This is a genomic window from Streptomyces sp. NPDC040589 (assembly GCF_055594445.1).
Map to the genome: position 1 here is coordinate 1,062,729 of NZ_JBVIWP010000002.1, position 21,206 is coordinate 1,083,934.

Here is a 21,206-nt window from a genome sequence, read left to right on the forward strand (position 1 = left end):
CATCTTATGCGGTGCGTTCCAGGCGGAACCGGGGGTGGGGCTCGGCGCGGCCGGTGGCGAGGTCGGCGGCCATCGCGCCGATGAGCGGGGCGAATTTCGCGCCGTGTCCGGAGCATGGGGAGACGATGACGAGGGGGCCGTGGCGGTCCAGGACGAAGTCCTCGTCGGGGGTGGTGGTGTAGAGGCAGGTCGCCTCGGTCACCGGGTCGGGGTCGAGGCCGGGGAGTCGGTCGCGGACGAAGTCGCTCACGCGGGTGCGTGAGGCGGGGTCGACGACACCGTTGCGTGTGGTGGCGGTGGTCGGGGTGCCACGGTCGTGTTCGGCGACCTTGACCGCGGGCAGCGGGCCGCCGTCACCGCCGGACGGGAGTCCGAAGACCTGCATCGACGCGTCCTTGGAGACCAGGATCGGCCAGGCGACGGACGGGTCCCGCTGACGGAAGTGAAAGACCTGCTGCTGAGTCACGCGCAACGGCGGCAGCGGGAGGGGCAGTTCGAGCTCGGGAAGCCACGCCCCTGCCGCGATCACCGCCGTGTCGGCGATGAGCTCACGCCCGTCGTCCGTGCGCAGACGGGTCTTCTCCTGTGCGTCGATTCCGGTGACGCGTACGCCGAGCCATGCGTCCGCGCCGTGCTCGATCGCCCTCCGCACGCAGGCCGCGACGGTCTCGTCGGCGTCGACGACACCGGCGTCCGGGTGGTAGAGCGCCGGTCCGTCGAAGTGGATGTGGGGCCAGCGCTCGGCGGCGGCCTCCGCACCGAGCAGTTCGTACGGCACTCCGGCCGCGCCCAGTACGACGGCCAGCGCTTCCGGGTCGCGTCCCGGGCCCAGGTCGAGGCCACCGGTGGTGCGCAGCAAGGGGGTCGCACTGTCGTGCTCCAGCTCGCGCCACGACTCGAACGCCTTCCCGGTGAGGCCAACGTAGAACGGGTCGGCGTACGCGCGCCGGAAGATCCGTGAGCTGCCGTGCGAACTGCCGTGCTGGTGCCCGATGTCGTACGCCTCGATCAGGGTGACGTCGTGGCCCTGCCGGGCGAGCTGCCAGGCGGTGGCCGCGCCCATCAGCCCGGCTCCGACGACCGCGATCACAGACCGGCTCCGGGGATCCACTGCGTGCCGGCGAGCGGGACGCGGGCCATGGCGGCGGACTCGATGGTGAGGGCGACCAGGTCCTCGGGTTCGAGATGGAGGAGGTGGGCCTTGCCGCAGGCGCGGGCCAGGGTCTGGGCCTCCATGGTCATCACGCGCAGGAAGTTGGCGAGCCGACGGCCGGCGTCGACGGGGTCGAGGCGGGCGGACAGCTCCGGGTCCTGGGTGGAGATGCCGACCGGGTCGCGGCCGTCCTGGTAGTCGTCGAAGTAGCCTGCGGCGGAGCCGAGTTCGCGGTAGTCGGCGTCGTACTTCGGATGGTTGTCGCCGAGCGCGATCAGCGCCGCCGTGCCGATGGCGACCGCGTCCGCTCCGAGGGCGAGCGCCTTGGCCATGTCGGCGCCACTGCGGATACCGCCGGAGACGATCAGCTGGACCTCGCGGTGGACACCCAACTCCTGGAGCGCGCGGACTGCTTGGGGCAGGGCCGCGAGGGTCGGGATGCCGACGTGCTCGATGAACACGTCCTGGGTGGCGGCCGTCCCACCCTGCATGCCGTCGACGACCACGACATCGGCACCCGCGTGCACGGCGAGCTTCACGTCGTAGTACGTCCGTGTCGCGCCGACCTTCACATAGACCGGTTTCTCCCAGTCGGTGATCTCGCGCAGTTCGAGGATCTTGATGGCGAGGTCGTCGGGGCCGGTCCAGTCGGGGTGGCGGCAGGCGCTGCGCTGGTCGATGCCGACGGGCAGGGTCCGCATCCCGGCGACCCGTTCGGTGATCTTCTGCCCGAGCAGCATGCCGCCACCACCCGGTTTGGCACCCTGGCCGAGGACGACCTCGATGGCGTCGGCGGCGCGCAGGTCGTCGGGGTTCATGCCGTAGCGGGACGGCAGGTACTGGTAGACGAGGTGCTTGGAGTGCCCGCGCTCCTCGGGGGTCATGCCGCCGTCGCCGGTGGTCGTGGAGGTGCCGACCTCGCTGGCACCCCGGCCGAGCGCCTCCTTGGCCTGGGCGGAGAGGGCGCCGAAGCTCATGCCGGCGATGGTGACGGGGGTCGCGAGCCGCAAGGGGTTCTTCGCGTGCCGGGTGCCCAGGACGACCTCGGTGTCGCAGCGCTCCCGGTAGCCCTCCAGCGGGTAGCGGGACATGGAGGCGCCGAGCAGCAGCAGGTCGTCGAAGTGCGGGAGCTTTCGCTTGGCGCCCCAGCCGCGGATGTCGTAGATGCCGGTCTCGGCGGCGCGCTGGATGGCGTGGATGGTGGCGCGGTCGAAGGTGGCCGACTCGCGCAGGCCGTGGGATGCGGGTTCCATGTGCTTCGAACTCCCTCAGTACGCCGTCGTGTTGTCGACCTTGAAGTGGTACAGCTCCCGTGCCGAGCCGTAGCGGCGGAAGTCGGCGGGGCCCTCGTCCCGCTCGGCCGCCTTCAGCAATTCGGCCAGTTCTGCCAGGTGTTCGTCCCGCATCTCCTTCTCCACGCAGTCCGCGCCGAGGGACTTGACCGTGCCCCGGACGTAGATCCGGGCCTCGTACAACGAGTCACCGAGCGCGTCGCCCGCGTCGCCGCAGACGACCAGCCGTCCGGCCTGGCCCATGAACGCGCTCATGTGGCCGACGTCGCCTCCGACGACGATGTCCACGCCCTTCATGGAGATCCCGCAGCGGGCGGCCGCGTCACCGTCGATGACCAGCAGCCCACCGTGAGCGGTGGCCCCGGCCGACTGCGAGGCGTTCCCCCGCACCCGGACCGTGCCCGACATCATGTTCTCGGCGACCCCGGTGCCCGCGTTGCCGTGGACGGTGACCGTGGCGTGCTGGTTCATGCCGGCGCAGTAGTAGCCGACGTGGCCCTCGATGTCGACGGTGAGGTTCTCCCGTATGCCGCAGGCCACGGCATGCGCGCCGCGCGGGTTGGCCACCCGCCACGCGACCGCCTCCGGCGCGTGCAGCGCCCGGTTGAGTTCCCGTACCGGCGTCTTGGCCAGGTCGACTTCCTGAATGGTCAGCGTCGCCATACGTACACCTCTTCCGGCTCGGGTTCGAAGATGCGGGCGTGCTCGACGCCCGGCAGGACGTCCAGTGCCCGGTACTCGGAGGCCATCGCCACCCAGACGTCGGTCTCGGCGACCAGCGCCGGCTTGCAGGCGATGGCGTCCCGGACGACCGCGAAGGAGTCATCGGTCGACACCAGCAGCGTGTAGAAGCCGTCGAACCGCTCGCACAGCAGCCGCAGCGCCTTCTCCAGGTCGGCGCCCTCGGAGAGCTGGTGCGCGATGAAGCGGGCGCCGACCTCGGAGTCGTTCTCGCTGTCGAACTGAACGCCCTGGGCGCGCAGTTCGCGGCGGATGGTGGCGTGGTTGGCGAAGGACCCGTTGTGCACCAGGCACTGACCGGGGCCGACGGAGAAGGGGTGGGCGCCCTGAGGGGTCACGGCCGACTCGGTGGCCATCCGGGTGTGGCCGACGCCCTGCCAGCCGGTCACCCCGGCGAGCCCGAACGAAGAAGCCAACTCCACCGGGTTTCCCGTCCCCTTGAGGACGGCCATGCCGGTGCCGGAGCCGATGACGGTGGCGTGCGGCAGCGCCTGAGTCACGGCGGCGAGCAGATCGCCGTCCGCGTGCACGACCGTGGTGGCGTCGGCGGCAACGGCCACCGCACCCGGTAGCGCGGCCTCCGCCTCCGCCGGTGTGACTCCGAGCAGCGAGACGACGGTACGTCCCGGCGGGGTCAGACGCGGGTCGCCGTAGACCGCGACGCCCGCCGAGTCCGGTCCGCGTTCGACGACCTGGCCCAGCATCGCGGTCAGCAGTACGCCGAGCCGTGGTTCGAGTGAGGGCTCACGTAGATGGAGCCCCACGATTCCGCACATCTCAAGTCCCTTCAGAAGGCGGTCAGATAGCGGTCGAGCTCCCAGGCGCCGACCGTGGAGTGCCAGTCGAAGAACTCCTCGCGCTTGAGGTCGGCGAAGTACCGGCTCACCCCGGTCCCGGCCACGTCCAGCGCACCGCTGATCACGTCGTCCGCCAGGAGGGCCTCGACCGCGTGCAGCAGGGTCGGCGGGAGCTCCGGCCCCTTGCCGGCAGCGCCGGGCTCACCTGGGTCAAGTCCGCGCTCGATGCCGTCGAGGCCGGCGGCGAGGGCGCCGGCCGCGGCGAGATACGGGTTGGCGGCGCCGTCCCCGCCGCGCAGCTCGATCCGGTTGCCGTCGGGGACGCGCACGAAGTGGGTGCGGTCGTTGCCGCCGTAGCTCGCGAGACGCGGTGACCAGGTGGCGCCCGAGCGGGTGGAGACCGCGCCGGTGCGCTTGTACGAGTTGACGGTCGGCGCGATGACGGCCTGGAGCGCCCTCGCGTGCTCGACGATCCCGGCGACGAAGGAGTAGGCGAGCGAGGACAGACCGAGTCCGCGCCCGTCGGTGGCATCGGGGAAGGCGGGTTCGTCGCCCCGCCACAGCGACATGTGCAGGTGCATGCCGGTGCCGGTGCGGTCGGTGAACGGCTTCGGCATGAACGTGGCCGTCATGCCCCGCTGTTCGGCCAGCACCGACACCAGGTACCGCATGGTGATGACCCGGTCGGCGGTGGTCAGGGCGTCCGCGTGCAGGAAGTTCTGCTCGAACTGGCCGTTGCCGTCCTCGTGGTCGTTGGCGTAGTTGCCCCAGCCGAGCGAGTTCATGGCGCTGGAGACCGCGGTGAGGTGGTCGTACATCCGGGTCAACCCGCGGGCGTCGTAACAGGGCCGGGTGGCCGTGTCCCTGGTGTCGGCGACGCTGAGCACGCCGTGCTCGTCCCGGTTGACCAGGAAGTACTCGACCTCGGCACCCACCGAGAGGGACAGCCCCTGCGCGGCGGCCCGGTCCAGCAGCGAGCGCAGGATGACGCGCGGGGCATACGGCCAGGGCTTTCCCTCCACGTACGGGTCGCAGTGCACGAGCGCGAGACCGGGCTTGACGGAGGGGAGCGGCGTGTACGAGGAGGCGTCCGGCCGTGCGATCACGTCGGGGTCGCTGGGCTGCTGGCCGAGCGCGCCGGCCGCGTACCCGGCGAAGCCGACGCCCGCGTCCCGCAGTTCCTCTACGGCCTGCGCCGGGACGAGCTTGGCACACGGCTTGCCGGTCAGATCGACGAAGACGGCCAGCACGAACTCGATGCCGTCGGCGCGGACCAGCTCGGCGAGATCGGGGGCGTTCGCTTCTGGGTCGGTCGTCATGGGCCCCTCCCAGGGTGTCTACTACGATGAATCACTGTTGCATGTGAGTAGACAGTGTCGGCGTTACGGAGGGATTTCCGCCGTGGAAGGTCCCCGTAAGCCGAAAGAGCCGGCACCGCCCCCGAAGAGGCGGCCCCGGCCCGGCAGTTGGGATCCGATGGTCAGGCACCTGCCATGCCGAACCCCTCGTTCGAGCTGCCGATGGGCAGCCCCGCCATCAGTGCGCGCCTACTTGCCCTGACGTGCTCACGCATCACGTGCTCGGCGCTGTCGCCGTCCTTCTCCAGGATCAGCTCCAGTACGAGATGGTGCTCACGGTCCGACTGCAGGGCACGACCCGGTTGACTCAGTGACGTGTTCACCAGCCGGGAGTAGGCCAGCTGGTTCATCAGCATCCGGTAGTGGGCCTCCAGCTTGCTGTTGTCGGCACCGGAGATGAGCAGGTCGTGGAACTCCTGGACCAACTCCGCGTACCGCTCCCGGTCATCCCGGGCCACCGCCTCGTCGGCCTCGCGGAGGTTCCGTTCGAGCATGTCGATCTCCGGGACGCGGCCACGCCGGGCGAGGAGGCGGGCGGCCGCGCCCTCGAGGAGTTCCTTCATTTCGAAGAGTTCCGTGATCTCGCGGCGGGAGGGGGTGGTGACGAACGTCCCGACGCGCGGCCGGATCTCGACCAACCCCTCGGTCTGCAACTGCTTGAGGGCTTCGCGCACCGGAGTACGACTGACCCCGAACTCTTCGGCGAGGGCGAGCTCGGAGAGTGGAGCCCCGGGCTCGATGTCTCCCTTGATGATCCGCTCGCGCATCTCGGCGATCACCCTGGCCTGCATCGAACCGTTCTTCGGTTCGCTCTGTGCGCGATTCACCGAACCCTCCTCCGTCTCCCGAGCCGCCCGCCCGTCATCCCAGCGGCGCGAGCGCGCCACCGTCGAAGAACCTACCCGCGCTGTAGACCATCGGACGGCGCTCGGTCACCGCGGCGTGCACCACGCGGCAGATGAACACGGTGTGGGTGCTCGCCTGGAGCCGTTCGCGGATCTCGGCCTCCATCTGGGCGCTGCTCCGGGCGATCAGCGGGCTGCCGAACGGGCCGCTCTCCCATGCGAGGTCCTTGAACTTGTCGTCGGCCTTGCTCGCGAACCTCCCGACGACGTCGAGCTGGTCCGTGGACAGGATGTTGATCGCCAGGTGGTCCGCACGGAACAAACAGTCGTGGGTGGAGGAGGTGTGCTGGACGCACACCATCACGGTGGCGGGGTCGAGCGAGATGCTCGAGAACGCGTTGACGGCCAGCCCTCTGGGGGTTCCTCCGTCCATCGCGGTCACGACCGTGACACCGGTGACGAACTGCCGGTTGACCTGCTTCATCACGTCGAGGTCGGGCTTCGCTGCGAGCGCGGCCATGGAGGTGCTCCTACTCATCTCGGTCGTCAGTCCTGTCCCACCCGGATGACACCCAGTGCCGCGAGCAGCGCCCGGGGATCCCACGTCACGTGCTCCTCGACGATCCGGTCCCGCTCGAAGCGGGCGAACGTGGCGCCGCTGACCTCGACGTGCCGCTTGGTGGGCGGGACCCCGAGGAGCGAGTTCTCGTGGGTTCCGCTGCTGTGCCAGCGGATCGCGGCCCGGTCGCCCTCGATCACGATGTCGTCGATGGTCGTGACCAGGTCCGGGAAGGCCGCCCGGGTCGACACGATCGCGGCCTTGAAGCCTGTCAGGTCCTGGGGGTGCGGATCCTGGCCGTGGCGGAGGTAGGCCGGGCTCAGCAATGCGTCGAGGGCATCGACGTCTCCCTGGCCCCAAGCCGCGGCCCACGCCTTCTCGATGAGCCCACGACGGGCGTCAGAGTGTGACACCGGACATCTCCTTTCGGTCTGCGCACAGCTCCTTCCAGAACGACACCGCCAGTCCGGCGATGATCACGAGGAAGGGCAAGGACGTCACGATGACGGTGTTCTGCAGGGCGTTCAGTCCGCCGGCGAGCATCAGCACGACGGCGGTGACGCCGGTGAGGACGCCCCAGACGATGAGCACCGTACGACGCGGGGTGAGCGATCCGTCCGAGGTCATCATGGACAGCACGTAGGTATTGGCGTCCGCGCCGGAGACGAAGAACATCACGACCAGCAGGATCGCGATCGCCGAGGTGACCGAGGCCAGCGGGAAGTGGTCCAGGGTCGCGAAGAACGCGGTGTTGATGTCGGCCGCTGTCTGCTTGGCGATGTCACCGCCCTCGAACATGTCGATGTGGATGGCGGTGCCGCCGAAGACCGTGAACCAGGTGAAGAACACCACGCTGGGGACGACGAGTACGCCCGTGATGAAGCCGCGGATGGTGCGGCCACGCGAGATACGGGCCAGGAAGACGCCGACGAAGGCACCCCAGGAGACCCACCAGGCCATCATGAAGTAGGTCCACCACTGCATCCACTCAAGGCCGCCGAAGGCGGTGCCCTGCAGGCTCATCCGGAAGAAGTCGGTGGCCCACTGGCCCAGGGACTCGATGTACAGGTTCGCGAGGAACACGGCGGGGCCGACGATCAGCATGAAGACGAACAGCGCGCCCGCCAGCACCGAACTGCCCTGGCTCAGGAACTTGATGCCCTTGCTGACACCGGTCACCGCCGAGAGCGTGAAGATCGAGGTGACGGCGGCGATGATGAGCACCTGGCTCACGTCGTTGACCGGCATCCCCCACAGCCTGCCGAGCCCGTTGTTGACCTGAAGGGCTCCCAGGCCCAGGGAGGTCGTGGTGCCGAAGAGCGTCGCGAACACGGCGAGCACGTCGATCGCCTTGCCGATCGGCCCGTTCACCCGGTCGCCGAGCAGCGGCACGAACAGCTGGCTGACCAGGGTGCGCCGGCCCTTGCGGTGCGTCGAGTACGCGATGGCCAGACCGAACACGGCGAAGACCGCCCAGGCCTGCAGACCCCAGTCGAAGTAGGAGTACTGGAGGGCGCGCACCGCCGCCGCCGGCGTGTTCGGCTCGGCGAGACCGTGCGGTGGCGTCGCCAGGTGGGAGATCGGTTCGGCGACACCGTACGAGACCAGCCCGATGCCCATGACCGCGCTGAGGATCATGGCGAACCAGGTGAGCGTCGAGAACTCGGGGCGATCGCCGTCCTTGCCCAGCCGGATGTCGCCGGCGGGGCTGAAGGCCAGGAACACCAGGAAGATCAGGATGGCGAGCGTGATCACCAGGTAGGACCAGCCGAACGTGGACGTCACCCAGTTCAGCGAGTCGTTCGTGACCTTGTTCAGGTTGTCGGTGAACAGCACCGCCCAGGCGACGAAGACGGCGGAGATACCGACCGAGGTCCAGAAAACGGAACCGAGTCTGCCGCCGTCGGCATGGTCGGCGCCGGTGCCGCCCGTGCCGCTTTCCCCGCTGCTCCCCGATGGCGTCGCGGGAGTCATTTCCGCGTCCGTTCCAAGGTGACTGGACATGGAACTCCTTGGGTCCGGGGCCCAACGGCCGCCTGGTCTGGCATACAAGCAGCAGTAAGGCACGTCATAGAAGGAGCGTCAAGAGTCCGGGGCGGGGAATCGGGCTCCACCTTTACGTGTCCCTAATAACCGCAGGTTAAAAGCCTGTTACCTGCCCTGATGGGGAGCAGGGCGGACCATGAGTGAGCCCTTGCATTCGAGCCCTTGACCGACCCAGCGAGCGACACCTATCGTCCTGTGCCATGCAAGAGCGCATGGATCACCTCGACGCGAGCATCGGTCTCCGCAAGCTCGTGGTCTACCGCGACGTCGTTCTGACCGAGGCGGGTGAGGCACCCGCGCAGCCCGCGCGGCGAGCCAGCGTCGCCGCGGTCATACGGAACCCCTGGGTGGGCAGCGGCCCTTCGGCCGACCTGTCCGGGGAGCAGGCCCGCGTCGGCCCGGTGCTGGCCAGGCTGCTGACCGACCGGCTCATCGCCGCCCTGGGCGCCGTGGACGAGATCGAAGCGTTCGGCAAGGCCGCCATCGTCGGCGCGGCGGGCGAGATCGAGCACGCCGGTGCCCTCATCCACACCCCGTACTTCGGCAACCTGGTGCGGGAGTTCCTCCAGGGCGAGTCCATCATCTGCTTCGCCGACACGCGAGCGGAGGCGGGCGAGACCCTGGTCGTCCCGCTCTGGCACAAGACCCGGGCCTCGACGCGCAGCCACTACCAGACCATCAGTGCCCGCGTCTCAGACGCCCCGCGCGTGGACGAGATCGTCGTCGTCGCGGCCGCGTCGACGGGGCCGCGCCCGCACCCCCGTATCGGGGACCGCATGACCGACCCCGTCGTCACCACCAAAAGCCTGGAGGTTGTTCCCTCATGAACGTCCGCAAGATCGTGACCGTCGTCGAGGAGATCCACACCGAAGGCGGCCGCGCGGTCGACAGCCCCGCCCGGGTCGCCGTCGTCGCGGCGGTGATCGAGAACCCCTGGGCCGGTCAGGGCTTCGTGGAGGACCTCAACCCCGGCATCGACGCGCACGCCTCCGACCTCGGCGCACTACTGGCCCCGGCGGTGCTCGACGCACTCGATGCTCCAGCCGAGGCCTACGGCAAGGCGGCCATCGTCGGCCTGGACGGCGAGATCGAGCACGGCTCGGCGCTCATCCACACGCTCAAGTTCGGCGACCACTTCCGCAAGGCCGCGAACGCCACCACCCTGCTGCCCGCCGTCGAGAAGCGCGGGCCGGCCGGTGTCGTCTTCGACGTCCCGCTGAAGCACATCACCGACGCCACGATCCGTTCGCACCACCAGACCGTCGAGGTCCGGATCAGCGACGCCCCTCACCCGCACGAGATCATCATCGCGCTGGCCGCGGCCGCCCAGGGGCGTCCCCAGCAGCGCCTGGCGCCGCTCTCGACCGAGCAGTAGGCATCGTTGATGGCCGCCGCCAAGCCGACCGTGGTCCTGCTGCACGGCGTCGGGCTCGACCACACGATGTGGGCGCCCACCGCCGCGCTCCTGGCCGACCGCTACACCGTGATCACCCCCGCCCTGCCGGGCCACGGCAGCCGCCCGCCGGCGACAGACGGTGTGACCCTCGCGGACCTGGCCGACGGAGTGGTCGACGAGATTCCGGTGGGTTCGCACCTGGTCGGGTTCTCGCTCGGGGCACTCGTCGCCCAGCATGTAGCACTGCACCGACCGGAGTTGGGGGCCACACTGACCTCGGTCAGCTCGGTGTGCGACCGTACGGCCGAGGAACGGGCGTCGGTGCTTGACCGGCTGCGCACGGCGGAGGCCGACTTCGCGGCGAGTGCCGCCGCCTCCCTGAGACGGTGGTACGACGGCACCGATGTGGACCCCGTCCGGGTGGCCGAGACAAAGGCCACGTTGCTGGCCAACGACATCGGATCCTTCCTCGCCTGCTATCGCGTGTTCGCGACGGCGGACGCCGAACTCGCGCCGGACCTGGGGCGGATCGCCATACCCGCACTGGCGGTGACGGGCGAGAACGATCCCGGGTCCACGCCCGAGATGACCCACCGGCTGGCCGCGGCGCTGCCGGACTGCCGTGCGGTGGTCGTCTCCGGGGCACGTCACATGCTGCCCGTCGAGCGCCCCGAGGCGTTCGTCGACTCCCTCACCACCTTCCTCGGAGCGTGCGCACATGTCTGAACCCACCACGTGGCGGCACTTCATCAACGGGGCATGGACCGAGCCCGCCTCGGGCGAGTACTTCGAGAGCACCAACCCCGCCACCCGCGAGGTCCTCTACCGGGCGGCACGCGGGAACGCCGCCGACATCGACCGAGCCGTGGCCGCCGCCCGCAAAACCTTCGAGGACCCGCGCTGGCGCGACCTCAGCCAGACGCGGCGCGGACACCTGCTGCGCCGCCTCGGGGACCTGATCGCCGAGAACGCCGAAGGCCTGGCGCGCGCGGAGACGCTGGACAACGGCAAGCTGCTGCGCGAGATGCGCGGGCAGCTGGCCTCGCTGCCGGAGTACTACCACTACTACGCCGGACTGGCCGACAAGATCCACGGCGACTTCATCCCCACCTCCGACCGCCAAGTACTCAACTACACGGCCCGCGAGCCACTCGGTGTGGTCGGGGCGATCACCCCCTGGAACTCTCCGCTGACGCTGACCAGCAGCAAACTGGCGCCCGCGCTCTGCGCCGGCAACACGGTCGTGATCAAGCCCTCGGAACACACCTCGGCGACGGTGCTCAGGCTCGCCGAGCTGGCGATCGAGGCGGGATTCCCGCCGGGCGCGGTGAACGTCGTCACCGGGTTCGGCGCCGAGGCCGGGCAGGCCCTGGTCGACCACCGCGATCTCGCGAAGATCTCATTCACCGGCAGCACCGCCACCGGGGCGCGCGTCGCCGCCGCGACGGCGAGCCGCTTCATCGGCTCCACGCTCGAACTCGGCGGCAAGTCGCCCAACATCGTCTTCGAGGACGCGAACATCCCGAACGCCGCGATGGGCGTCGTCGCCGGCATCTTCGCCGCCGCCGGACAGACCTGCATCGCCGGCAGCCGGGTCTTCGCGCACAGGTCCGTCTACGACGAGCTCCTCGAACGGGTCTCGGAACGCGCCCGGACCATCGTCATCGGCGACCCCCTGGACGAGAAGACCGAGCTCGGCCCGCTGGCCTTCGAGGGACAGCGCGACAAGGTGGCCGGGTACGTCGACCTCGGACGGGACGAAGGCGCCCGGGTGCTGACCGGTGGACGGGCCACCGACGGCGGCCTCGGCGGGTTCTTCTACGAACCGACCGTCCTCGTCGACGTCGACAACGGCATGCGCGTCGTACGCGAGGAGATCTTCGGCCCCGTCCTGGCGGTCATGCCGTTCGACACCGAGGACGAGGTCGTACGTCTGGCCAACGACACCGACTACGGTCTCGCGGCCGGCGTCTGGACCACGAACCTCTCACGGGCACACCGGATGGCCGCGCGCCTGGACGCCGGAACCGTGTGGGTCAACACCTACCGGGCCATGTCCCCGATGTCACCGCGACAGGGATTCAAGGCCAGCGGCGTCGGCGTCGAACACGGCACGGAGACGATCAAGGAGTACACGCGGCTCAAGAGTGTCTGGATCAACACGAGCGAGGAGCCCGTGGCCGACCCGTTCACGATGCGGAGCTGACATGCCACAGGTCTCCATCACCCTCGCCGAGGGCCGCACCCCGGCGCAGATCCGGGAGCTGATCCACGAGGTGCACGCCGCGGTCCTGCGCACCGTGAACACCCGGCCCGAGTACATCCGCGTCGTCGTCCACGAGGTCCCCCGTACGCACTGGGCCACCGGTGACGTCACCCTCGCCGAGATGGACGCCGCCACAACTGGAGCAGCCAAGGAGCAGTCATGAGGTTTTCGTTGTTCGTGCACATGGAGCGCTGGGACGAGGAGGTCAGCCACCGGCAGCTCTTCGAGAACCTCTCCGAGCTGGCCCTGATGGCCGAAGCCGGCGGGTTCTCCACCGTGTGGATCGGGGAGCACCACGCGATGGAGTACACGATCTCCCCCAGCCCGATGCCGCTCCTGGCCCACCTGGCCGCGCAGACCTCGACGATCCGGCTGGGCGCGGGAACGATCATCGCCCCCTTCTGGCATCCGCTCAGAGTCGCCGGGGAATGCGCGCTGCTCGATGTCATCAGCAACGGCCGGATGGAGGTCGGACTCGCCCGCGGTGCCTACCAGTTCGAGTTCGACCGACTGGCGGGCGGACTGGCGGCCGCGGACGGCGGCAAGCACCTGCGCGAGCTCGTACCAGCCGTCCGGGCGCTCTGGCAGGGCGACTACGCCCACGACGGCGAGATCTGGCAGTTCCCGACCTCGACCAGCGTGCCCAAGCCGGTGCAGCAGCCCACCCCGCCCATGTGGATCGCCGCCCGCGACCCCGCATCCCACGACTTCGCCGTGGCGCAGGGCTGCAACGTCATGGTCACGCCGCTGATGAAGGGCGACGAGGAAGTCGCCGACCTGAAGCGGAAGTTCGACACCGCCGTGACCGCTCACCCCGAGGTGCCCCGCCCCGACCTGATGGTGCTGCGGCACACGCATGTCCACTCCCCCGACGAGCCCGACGGCTGGCGCCCGGCCGCGGAGGCGATCAACCGCTTCTACCGCACCTTCGACGCCTGGTTCGGCAACAAGACCACCCCGCGGAACGGGTTCTTGCCGCCCAGCCCGGAGTCGAAGTTCGAAGAACGGCCCGAGTTCCGGCCGGAGTCGCTCCACAAGACGGCGATGATCGGCACCCCGGCCGAGGTCATCGAGCGGTTGCGCGTCTATCAGGAACTCGGCGTCGACGAGTACAGCTTCTGGATCGACAACAGCCTGCCGCACGAGGAGAAGCGCAAGTCCCTGGAGCTGTTCATCAAGGAAGTCATGCCGGCCTTCGAGTGAGTCGAGGCTGTCCGGCAAGGCCGTCGCCAAGGAAGAACCGCTCTCGGTGAACACGATGTCAGCGGTCAGCGCCGGGTCCGCATGCACCTTCATGGTGTTCCCCGAACCGCGACTGCACCTCCAGGTCGCCCGTACCGTGGTGGCCGAGCCCCGTCACATCCCGGGCGAAGCCCGGCACGAGGTCCACATCCCTCGGATCGACCCTGAGGTAGACCAGGAGCTTGGTCTTCTGCGGCAGCAGGTAGAGCTCCGGTGGAGCGAGGACGAGCGAGTGGAACCCGAGGACCCCGCCTCCATGCTCGTCGGCGCCGACGGCCACATCGCTCCCTGTACGTCACCCTTACCCAGGCACGACGCCGCACCGTCGCTCTCTGACCCACCCAGACTCCTGCGGGACGTGCAAGCACCGCCGGTGCCCGCGGTGCCCTTGCCGGGCACCGGCCAGTGTGATCGGCGGTCGGTGCCACAGGCGCCGATAAGCACCTGCTTCACTAGCCTGTGCGTGGCAGTCGTTGCGTATACCAGCCGTGATATTGGCTGTACGTGAAGCTCGCAGTCGGCATCACATCGACGTCCCCAGGCCCTGCGTCGTGCGCGTTGAGGCGGAAGGGCCCGCGGCGCACCTCTGGCGTTACTTCATCTCGCGGACACGGGACATGGCACGGAAGAGATCTCGCTCTCGATCTTCTTGCATGGCCTCCAGTACCCACTCCGGTGGTGCAAGGTGGCGCGCCGCAAGTCGAAGCAGGTCTTCGTCGTTCATCCAGTCCGCCGAGGGGGTGAGGGACATGCGTCGCTCTAGCATGTGGGCGACCACCCGAGGCCGGACTCCAGCTCTCATCCATGCGATGACACCCGGATTGCCGGCGCCCCATCTGACAGCGAACGGCAGCAGGCTGAGCGCTCTGGAGCACGCCTCTGGCAGCTCCCAGCGACCGGGTTGTAGTGCGGTTTCGCACGCTGTAGTGACGATCGCCCCCAGAGCGCCTGCCAGCACACTCAGCCTGAAGTGGCTCTTCCGGGTACAACCACAGCGATCGACCGGGCAGATGTGTAGGCGCGTCCGGCTCTTCCGATGGCGTTCAGGAGTTGGGTGCGTGAACGCCGCTCGCGCTCGGCAGGTGAGGCATCCTGGTCGAAGTCGACCTTCGTCCCACCGATGACCACCGCAGTGGCCGGCAGGTTCAGGCCCTGCGATAACGTGCCGGTTGCGAACAGCACTCGTATCCGGTCCCGGTCGAAGGATATTTCGCTGGCACGTTGTTCTTCGCGTAGGAGGGCGCCGGTGTGCACGCCCACGCCTTTCTCCAGGGTGGCCCTCAGCTCCGTTTCAATGCCGAGCTCGGCATCTGCCAGGGTGAGCAGTGCCTCGATGTCCTTGTCATGGTTGGCTGGCGCCCAGTCTTCGGATCCAGGCAACTTGACCGCCTGAGTGAAGCTGTGGTGTCGGTTCTGAGGAAGAAAGGCCAGGACACGGTGGCCCTTCTCAGCCATGGCTGTGACGATGGCCGCAGTCATCGGGAGGCATACGCCTGTTGAAGATGGCCCATCTGTGCGGTGGAGCTCTCTAGGAGAGAGCACAGGAGTCCGAGCCACCCAGTAGTCCTTTGGATGGTTGGTTGCCCAGGCCCCCTGAAGTCCGACCAGCAACGATATGGGGGCATCATAGAATAGCTTCTTCCGGCTTGCCGGAAGGGCTGCCAGGTGGTCCCTGGCGAGAGCCTGAGCGGCCTCCTCTCCAGCCTGGTCGAACCCCGCGATAGCTCGCAGGGTCCTCGTGGGACGCCACGGGTGGCTGATGGGTACGGCTGCTACGCCGGTCACTGTGGTGAGCCAGTCCGCGAGTTCGTCTGCGTTGGCAACCAGTGCCGACATTAACAGCGCTCTCACGTGAGGCGCGCGATGGAGTACTTCGGCTATGACGAGCTCCGTGAGCGCGCCACGCCCGTTCGGCTCCTCGATGAGGTGTGCTTCGTCGAGGATGCACAATTGGAGGTCTTCGAAGGCGTCAGGGTTCTGCCTCAGGGCCAGCGAGCACTTCTCGGGTGTCATCACCAGAACCTGGCAGGAATCGATGACGGCGAGGTCCTCGCTCTCGAGTAGGGCGTACTCGGCGCCGCCGAGGAACCCTCGCACCTGTACGCCGGGCAGGGACTCGAAGACCGACGACAACCGTCGCACCAGCTGACCCACCAGCGCGTTCGTGGGTGCGAGGTAGAGCACCCATCCGCGATGGAGCGTCTGCGCGATGGCGAGTTCCGCGACCGCCGACTTGCCCGCCCCGGTGGGCACGCAGACGACGGCATGAGCGTGGGGCCCCGGGAGCGCCTGCTCGGAGTAGATCCTGGCGGAGGGCCACAGCAAGGGCCGTGATTTCGCTTGCTCCTGCACGTAGCTCGCGTAGCGCCCGTCCTCGTCGGGCGGAGTCGGGACGGCACGCAGTGCTCGTGTCTCGTCTTCCTCAAATGCTTTTGCGAGCAGAACGGCGATGTGGTGGATGTCGGGGTGGATTACTTGGCCTCCCCAGCCATCCGGGTCGGGGTGCAACAGCGAGATCAACGTGCGGATCTCTTCAACCGCGGTCCGTACGGCACCTGCCTGATGGGTGAGCCACTGCGTGTGACGGCGTGCCGCCTGGCCCGTCTTCCGCCAGAGTGCATGCCGGACACGGACGTCCAGGTGCTCGCTGCGGCTAGGTACTGGTGGAGCATCGGAAAGATCGGGATTCGTCTGAGCCACCAGCAACTCGCGGAAGGTTCCCATAGCCCACTCGGACGCCGGGGACTCAGCATCTCTCGGCGTGTCGAGCTCACCGATCTCGTCCCCACATCGCGCTGCATTCGCATCGTAACCAGCGATGCGATACAGCAGCCCAGCTTCCAAGTGCTCGTACCTGCGGGCCGATCCGAGCGGAGAGGCGGAGTTCAAGGAGACATCTGGATCCGGTTGCTCGTTGCATATCGACAGAGCCTCTGCAGCTACAAAAGCACATGCCTGGACCGTGACCGCCGCCAGTCCGGGCACCAAGACGGCATGCACTTCCAATGCGGTGGCCAGCCTGCGCAGCGCAGCTCTAGGGGACGTCCAGTCTGCCGTGATGAATGGCGAGTCGGTCACCCCCAAGCGCCCCCTGCTTCCCGCGCTCGGCGTCGGCGCCAGATCCCGCCACTCCATGATGTCCACCCAGGCACGGGTCAGCATGCGCCTGATGTCGCTTCCATCGAACTCGCCGATTCGCGGCAGCTCTTGAAGCAGTTCGTCTATCCCGCGATTGAACACGTCACACCACAATCTCCGCCACGGCTTCCCGCATGGCATCAGCGACAGAATCAAAGAATCCATGAAAGTTTTGCAGACGGATTATCAAAAGCCGCTTGTGGTCGGGCGGAGGAGTCAATTCCTTCAGAGTGACACGGTCTCTCCTTGCGTCGAAGGACGTTTCATGCACGATAGACGGAACGTAACACCGTTGCTTCAAAACGGAATTGGCTACTTGCCCGGCGAGGTCGGGCGACAGGTATCCTTCCAGCGCCATGAGCTCCTGCCTCAAGTGACGCAGATGATCTCCCGAATCAAGGCTCTTGAATATCTTCGCTGCTTGAGTCAACTGCCCGCTACCATCGAGACGGGACGCCTTGCTCTCCCCTATCGCCAGAGACAGAACATCCCCGTGCACGTAAAGAGCCACGGCGTCGAAACCCTGCTGGGTCGGAATGGGATGCATCTGGCGCAGCGCGTGAATACGTCCGCCAAGAAGCTCTCCGGGATCTCGGTTCTGCAAGACCAGAAGCAGATGGAGCAGGCCCTCAGCGAGCCATGCGTTCCTTTTCGTGTCGCGGAAGAGGATCTCGCCGTCAGTGACGAATGAGTTGTTTGCCCCGATCAGTTCAACTACGTCGCCCGCAAGCTGTTCCCGATCGTCCGCCCCTCCTACGAGAAGAGTGGCTGCAAGACTGACATTGCATCTCACCGCGCCGAGGAGCAGGCCCACCAGCACCCTGCCGAGACTCCTCGCAACTTCCGGCGACTCGACCCCAGACACGACCAGCGCCGTATGGGACGACGGCCCGGGCAACGCCCTCAACCTCACGGATGCCGCAATTTCATCCAACGCCGCCTCAACCAACCGAAGAGACAAGCCCACCCCCGACTGTATGCCGCCCACAGCCATACCATACGTCCACAGCAGTAAGGCTCTCCGCTGTCGTCATCTACTGATCGAGGAGAGATGACCTGGGCCCTCACGCGTCGCGGTGTGGCCGAGCAGTCGATGTACACGGGGACCTGGCCGACGAAAGTCACCCATCGGTTCCCGGATTCGTCCCAATAGGACACGGTCCGGCGGGACCACGGGGACGGTGGGGCGTTCGCCCGGCCGCAGGGTGACCTTGGCGAAGCCGGCGAGGGTTTGCGCCGGGTGTGGGAGGCCGCCGAAACAGGACGGACTGCCGAACCGCCTCAACGCCGCGGGGCGTGCCGCGGCTGTTGCTCTCCTTTCCGAGGCTTCAACCGAGCGCCGCTCCGCAGCACGCTGAACGCGTGTACAACTTGACGCGTCTGCCAGGACTGCGCCTCAGTTCTCAGCGTGCGGCAACGCTCCCGCGAAGACATTGCCCGGTGGAGGCGCAGCTCGACGAGGGCAAGACCTATGCCACGGGATCCATCACGAGTCGGCTCCACCGATGGGACTGCCGTTCGCTCATGAGCCTCGAGAAGCGCGTCGAGGCCATGGAGATGGGCATCGAGGCAGTCCGCCACGGGCACAGTCGCTCCTACCTGGCATGGCCCGGTCCTCCCTCCCTGTTCACCGCACAGGAGATATGGGCGAAGGAGATCCAGAGGAAGCGCTGCGAGCTATGCGGACCTGACCCGCTGTAGGCCCACCGCCCCTGTGTCTCTCAGTGCGCCCTGTTTCCGCAGGACAGCCTTGATTGTCAGACCCTCCCCGTAGCGTTGTGAGTCCTGCTCGTGGCGGCTGCGGGGAGTACCAATGGACGACGACCTTCAGATCGACAGCGACGAAGACCTCTTCCGCAACCCCGTCTACTACGAACCGGCCGGCCGCAACCTCGACCTGGACCGCCCCGACCTCGGCGTCCCGCACGGCCAAGACCTCCTGAACGTGCTCCTGCGCATGCGAGGACGTGTCCCCGTCGAAAAGCGCGGGCTCATCTGCCCCGACTGCCGGGACCTCCGCGGCCGACGCGTCCCCATGTACCTCGTCCAGCGTGACGGCGTATGGCTTGCCTCCCACTACCGGAAACCCGGGGAGAAGCCCATCAGCCACGAGTCCGACGAGCACCTCGCCCGCAAGGAACGCGTCGCGAAGGACTCCGAAGATCACGGCTTCCACGCCGACATCGAGTCGCAGACCACCGACGGGCACGCGCGCCTCGATGTACGCATCAACGGCGCCAACGGCATCGTCCTGGGCTACGAGCCTCAGCTGAGCGCCCAGACAGCCCGCGGAATGCGTGCACGGGAGGGGTTCCGGCGCCGCGGCGGTATCCAATCGGTCTGGGACTTCGCCGACCCCGACCACTCAGGCATCGGCACCGTCCCTTACGTCCGCACGCCCAACCTGCCGGCCTCCATCATCCGCGTGCAGAAGAACCCCATCGCGGTCCAGGACGGCAACTTCGTCCTGGAGGAGGGCCAGTGCAGCCAGAACGGCGCGCTCACACGGTGCCCGGAGAAGCCCTACGACCCGGAGAACCCCACCGAGGCCGGGTATTGCGGGGGCTGGCACCGCGTCCTCATGCCCGCCCATCAGTCGAGCACCTTCACAGGGGAAGGCGGCCTGACCCTCACCCGGTTCATCGTGGAAGCTGCGGCCGGTGAGCGGATCCCGTTCCAGCGGGGTGGCCACCACGGTTGGCTCCCCGCACAGCAGTGGCAGCAGTACCTCGAGGCGAACGGGCCCGCCCTGGACGACAAGGAGCGTCAGCCATCCGTACGACAGGGGGACCGGCGCGACAGGTGCACCGAGGACCGTCCGGCTTCGGAGGTGCGGGCTGAACCGAAGCAGAGACGTGGCAGCCGCGCGATCGTCCTTGAGTCCCGCCCCCGGGAAACCGAGGCCGCCAGGGTTCCGGTCGACGCGTCGGGGCAAGCAATCCCGCTCTGCCGCTTCGGCTGCGGTCAGCCCGCAAGCCTTCCAGGACCCGAAGGGCTGCCCGAGCACTTCTCGTGCCGCAGGAAGCATGAGGCGTGATCTGTCGGCCGCCGCTGACCGCCCCTCGCTGCGTCACCTGGTGTCAGAGCCCCCCTGACCGGATCGGGGGGTGTCGTGTTTCCGCCCGACATGTCAGTCCCCGGTGCCACAGTGGGCGCAGCGCACCCAGCACCCCTTTCCCTAGTACTACAGGGATACTTCGGTCTGCAACCTGCGGCGACGGACTGAATGAGCGTTCGCTCGCGAGCCGCTGACCTGCGACTGGATGCCTGTCGTCCGCCAAGTATCCCTGTAGTAGCAAGGCCGTCGTCCCACAGCCAGCGGGGCACGAACTTATTGATTCAGCCAAGGTTGAATCGAAGCCTCAGCTGGGTGGAAGCGCGTCGCACCTCCGACTCGCCCAGGATGATCTCTCCTCTGTCACCCATGGTCGACTTGACCTCGTGGAGGTAGGTCGCGTCGCCGTCGTGGATGAGGAAGTCGTAGCCGAGCCGGTCGTCCCCCGGCTGCGCACCGGCGAGTCCGTGCACGCGCAGGCTCGACTTCCACGAGTCCTGTGGTTCGACGCCGAACTGCTCGTGCAGCCACGCGGCCACCGCCGCCTCCCCGGCGACGCCCACCGGTAGGGTGCGGTCTTGGTCGTTGCCTGCGGCCTGGTAGGAACCGCCCTGCGATCCGGCGGCGGGCTGTGACGGGGTGCGAGGCCGGGGAATGCGGGGCGCGAGTGCCGTCACGGACGTGGCCGGGGTGGCGCGCTGTTCTGGTGTCAGGTCCGCGGCCACCTCACGGGCCAGTGCGGCCAGTCGTCGGGGCCGCCGGGACGAGCCGCCCGTTCAGGGCTACTTGGGGACCCGGCAGGAGTGCGCCGCATCGGCTGGTGCCCGTGGCCGCGGCGCTGTTCCCGGCAGGCGCCGACGAGCGCGTCGGGGACAGCCCGAGTTGGGCGCGCCGGTCCGACAGGGGCATGTCCACCGGCCAGTGGCCGTGGTCGCTGAGCCAGGTGATCAACGTCTTCGTGGACAGGACCTGGCGGAGGCAGGCCAGGCGCACGCCGTCGTCGTCTCCGCCCTCTCCGCCCGCGCTCAGGGCCGCGGCCACGACATCGAGCATCCGGTCGGCGCCGTAGTCGTGGACGAGGTCGGCGGTCCTGAGCCAGGTGCGGCCCTGCGCTTTGCGCTTGCGGCCCTTGCCTGTCCAGGCGATGCCCTCGTGCACGAAGTGCAGACGGCCTGACAGGCCGTCGGGCAGGGCCGGGAGGGAGCCGCCCCGCGGGGCCTCCCGGTCGAAGAAGACGCCTTCCGCGCCGGCCGGTGCCAGCGCCGACCCGGACGTGAGGATGATGCGCTTGCCGGTCACGTCCGAGCCGTCGGGGAAC

The 21,206-nt window shown here is 68.2% G+C and carries 20 protein-coding genes and 2 pseudogenes; 7 read left to right on the forward strand and 15 right to left on the reverse strand.

The window, feature by feature from the left end:
- Window positions 1–4: 4 nt before the first annotated feature.
- From ACZ58V_RS11775 to ACZ58V_RS11815, 9 genes are all read right to left on the reverse strand, one after another.
- Window positions 5–1,090 carry an FAD-dependent oxidoreductase gene (locus ACZ58V_RS11775; protein ID WP_471289780.1) on the reverse strand — a complete coding sequence of 362 codons (1,086 nt, stop codon included), beginning with the start codon at window positions 1,088–1,090 and terminating at the stop codon, window positions 5–7.
- Complete coding sequence (locus ACZ58V_RS11780; RefSeq protein WP_471289781.1) at window positions 1,087–2,406, reverse strand: FMN-binding glutamate synthase family protein; 1,320 nt, start codon at window positions 2,404–2,406, stop codon at window positions 1,087–1,089. The genes ACZ58V_RS11775 and ACZ58V_RS11780 overlap by 4 nt, the downstream gene beginning before the upstream one ends.
- Before the next feature lie 15 nt (window positions 2,407–2,421).
- Window positions 2,422–3,108 carry a glutamate synthase gene (locus ACZ58V_RS11785; RefSeq protein ID WP_471289782.1) on the reverse strand — a complete coding sequence of 229 codons (687 nt, stop codon included), beginning with the start codon at window positions 3,106–3,108 and terminating at the stop codon, window positions 2,422–2,424.
- Entirely contained in the window at window positions 3,096–3,962 is an 867-nt protein-coding gene (locus ACZ58V_RS11790; RefSeq protein ID WP_471289784.1) for a class II glutamine amidotransferase domain-containing protein, read from the reverse strand. The genes ACZ58V_RS11785 and ACZ58V_RS11790 overlap by 13 nt, the downstream gene beginning before the upstream one ends.
- Before the next feature lie 11 nt (window positions 3,963–3,973).
- Window positions 3,974–5,302: a type III glutamate--ammonia ligase gene (glnT, locus tag ACZ58V_RS11795; protein ID WP_471289785.1), complete on the reverse strand. Its 1,329-nt coding sequence runs from the start codon at window positions 5,300–5,302 to the stop codon at window positions 3,974–3,976.
- Between the two features lie 161 nt (window positions 5,303–5,463).
- Complete coding sequence (locus tag ACZ58V_RS11800) at window positions 5,464–6,168, reverse strand: GntR family transcriptional regulator (protein WP_436801078.1); 705 nt, start codon at window positions 6,166–6,168, stop codon at window positions 5,464–5,466.
- Window positions 6,169–6,202: 34 nt separating this feature from the next.
- Entirely contained in the window at window positions 6,203–6,706 is a 504-nt protein-coding gene (locus ACZ58V_RS11805) for a flavin reductase family protein (RefSeq protein ID WP_471289786.1), read from the reverse strand.
- Between the two features lie 26 nt (window positions 6,707–6,732).
- Window positions 6,733–7,158: an ester cyclase gene (locus ACZ58V_RS11810; protein ID WP_471289788.1), complete on the reverse strand. Its 426-nt coding sequence runs from the start codon at window positions 7,156–7,158 to the stop codon at window positions 6,733–6,735.
- Window positions 7,145–8,749 (reverse strand): BCCT family transporter, encoded by a 1,605-nt coding sequence (locus ACZ58V_RS11815; RefSeq protein WP_471289789.1) that lies wholly within the window; start codon window positions 8,747–8,749, stop codon window positions 7,145–7,147. The genes ACZ58V_RS11810 and ACZ58V_RS11815 overlap by 14 nt, the downstream gene beginning before the upstream one ends.
- A gap of 242 nt (window positions 8,750–8,991) precedes the next feature.
- Here ACZ58V_RS11815 and ACZ58V_RS11820 point away from each other — a divergent pair, with 242 nt between their 5' ends.
- Genes ACZ58V_RS11820 through ACZ58V_RS11845 form a run of 6 tightly spaced genes read left to right on the forward strand, consistent with a single transcriptional unit; the run spans window position 8,992 to window position 13,656 of the window.
- Window positions 8,992–9,618 (forward strand): amino acid synthesis family protein, encoded by a 627-nt coding sequence (locus ACZ58V_RS11820; protein WP_471289790.1) that lies wholly within the window; start codon window positions 8,992–8,994, stop codon window positions 9,616–9,618.
- Window positions 9,615–10,166 carry an amino acid synthesis family protein gene (locus tag ACZ58V_RS11825; protein ID WP_471289792.1) on the forward strand — a complete coding sequence of 184 codons (552 nt, stop codon included), beginning with the start codon at window positions 9,615–9,617 and terminating at the stop codon, window positions 10,164–10,166. The genes ACZ58V_RS11820 and ACZ58V_RS11825 overlap by 4 nt, the downstream gene beginning before the upstream one ends.
- A 9-nt stretch (window positions 10,167–10,175) precedes the next feature.
- The gene (locus ACZ58V_RS11830) at window positions 10,176–10,913 is read left to right on the forward strand and encodes an alpha/beta fold hydrolase (protein WP_471289793.1); all 738 of its coding nucleotides are present in this window, start codon (window positions 10,176–10,178) and stop codon (window positions 10,911–10,913) included.
- On the forward strand, window positions 10,906–12,393 hold the full coding sequence (locus ACZ58V_RS11835) for an aldehyde dehydrogenase (protein WP_471289794.1): 1,488 nt from the start codon (window positions 10,906–10,908) through the stop codon (window positions 12,391–12,393). The genes ACZ58V_RS11830 and ACZ58V_RS11835 overlap by 8 nt, the downstream gene beginning before the upstream one ends.
- 1 nt (window position 12,394) lies before the next feature.
- Window positions 12,395–12,616 (forward strand): tautomerase family protein, encoded by a 222-nt coding sequence (locus ACZ58V_RS11840; protein WP_356036520.1) that lies wholly within the window; start codon window positions 12,395–12,397, stop codon window positions 12,614–12,616.
- Window positions 12,613–13,656 (forward strand): LLM class flavin-dependent oxidoreductase, encoded by a 1,044-nt coding sequence (locus tag ACZ58V_RS11845; RefSeq protein WP_471289795.1) that lies wholly within the window; start codon window positions 12,613–12,615, stop codon window positions 13,654–13,656. Before ACZ58V_RS11840 ends, ACZ58V_RS11845 begins: the two co-directional genes overlap by 4 nt.
- Before the next feature lie 58 nt (window positions 13,657–13,714).
- Here the strand turns inward: ACZ58V_RS11845 and ACZ58V_RS11850 are convergent.
- The 4 genes and pseudogenes from ACZ58V_RS11850 to ACZ58V_RS11865 all read right to left on the reverse strand — a co-directional run.
- Window positions 13,715–13,891, reverse strand: a pseudogene (locus tag ACZ58V_RS11850) (transporter); the annotation flags it as partial.
- Window positions 13,892–13,975 (reverse strand): annotated as a pseudogene (locus ACZ58V_RS11855) (GNAT family N-acetyltransferase); the annotation flags it as partial.
- Between the two features lie 680 nt (window positions 13,976–14,655).
- Window positions 14,656–16,935, reverse strand: a complete 2,280-nt coding sequence (locus ACZ58V_RS11860; RefSeq protein WP_471289796.1) for a DEAD/DEAH box helicase — start codon at window positions 16,933–16,935, stop codon at window positions 14,656–14,658.
- A gap of 1 nt (window position 16,936) precedes the next feature.
- The gene (locus ACZ58V_RS11865; RefSeq protein ID WP_471289798.1) at window positions 16,937–17,821 is read right to left on the reverse strand and encodes a hypothetical protein; all 885 of its coding nucleotides are present in this window, start codon (window positions 17,819–17,821) and stop codon (window positions 16,937–16,939) included.
- An 825-nt stretch (window positions 17,822–18,646) separates the two neighbouring features.
- Here ACZ58V_RS11865 and ACZ58V_RS11870 point away from each other — a divergent pair.
- Window positions 18,647–19,870, forward strand: coding sequence for a hypothetical protein (locus tag ACZ58V_RS11870; protein WP_471289800.1), 1,224 nt, complete (start codon window positions 18,647–18,649; stop codon window positions 19,868–19,870).
- 302 nt (window positions 19,871–20,172) lie between these two features.
- On the opposite strand, the gene ACZ58V_RS11875 is transcribed toward ACZ58V_RS11870, so the two are convergent.
- Both ACZ58V_RS11875 and ACZ58V_RS11880 read right to left on the reverse strand, forming a co-directional pair.
- Window positions 20,173–20,613, reverse strand: coding sequence for a hypothetical protein (locus tag ACZ58V_RS11875; RefSeq protein WP_471289801.1), 441 nt, complete (start codon window positions 20,611–20,613; stop codon window positions 20,173–20,175).
- A gap of 1 nt (window position 20,614) precedes the next feature.
- Window positions 20,615–21,187 carry a hypothetical protein gene (locus ACZ58V_RS11880; protein WP_471289802.1) on the reverse strand — a complete coding sequence of 191 codons (573 nt, stop codon included), beginning with the start codon at window positions 21,185–21,187 and terminating at the stop codon, window positions 20,615–20,617.
- Between the last annotated feature and the right edge of the window lie 19 nt (window positions 21,188–21,206).

Bases quoted from the DNA above. Each gene is read 5' to 3' on its own strand.
- ACZ58V_RS11780 (WP_471289781.1), bottom strand. From the start codon at position 2,406: ATGGAACCCGCATCCCACGGCCTGCGCGAGTCGGCCACCTTCGACCGC.
- ACZ58V_RS11785 (WP_471289782.1), bottom strand. From the start codon at position 3,108: ATGGCGACGCTGACCATTCAGGAAGTCGACCTGGCCAAGACGCCGGTA.
- ACZ58V_RS11790 (WP_471289784.1), bottom strand. From the start codon at position 3,962: ATGTGCGGAATCGTGGGGCTCCATCTACGTGAGCCCTCACTCGAACCA.
- glnT (WP_471289785.1), bottom strand. From the start codon at position 5,302: ATGACGACCGACCCAGAAGCGAACGCCCCCGATCTCGCCGAGCTGGTC.
- ACZ58V_RS11805 (WP_471289786.1), bottom strand. From the start codon at position 6,706: ATGGCCGCGCTCGCAGCGAAGCCCGACCTCGACGTGATGAAGCAGGTC.
- ACZ58V_RS11815 (WP_471289789.1), bottom strand. From the start codon at position 8,749: ATGTCCAGTCACCTTGGAACGGACGCGGAAATGACTCCCGCGACGCCA.
- ACZ58V_RS11820 (WP_471289790.1), top strand. From the start codon at position 8,992: ATGCAAGAGCGCATGGATCACCTCGACGCGAGCATCGGTCTCCGCAAG.
- ACZ58V_RS11825 (WP_471289792.1), top strand. From the start codon at position 9,615: ATGAACGTCCGCAAGATCGTGACCGTCGTCGAGGAGATCCACACCGAA.
- ACZ58V_RS11830 (WP_471289793.1), top strand. From the start codon at position 10,176: ATGGCCGCCGCCAAGCCGACCGTGGTCCTGCTGCACGGCGTCGGGCTC.
- ACZ58V_RS11835 (WP_471289794.1), top strand. From the start codon at position 10,906: ATGTCTGAACCCACCACGTGGCGGCACTTCATCAACGGGGCATGGACC.
- ACZ58V_RS11840 (WP_356036520.1), top strand. From the start codon at position 12,395: ATGCCACAGGTCTCCATCACCCTCGCCGAGGGCCGCACCCCGGCGCAG.
- ACZ58V_RS11845 (WP_471289795.1), top strand. From the start codon at position 12,613: ATGAGGTTTTCGTTGTTCGTGCACATGGAGCGCTGGGACGAGGAGGTC.
- ACZ58V_RS11870 (WP_471289800.1), top strand. From the start codon at position 18,647: ATGGACGACGACCTTCAGATCGACAGCGACGAAGACCTCTTCCGCAAC.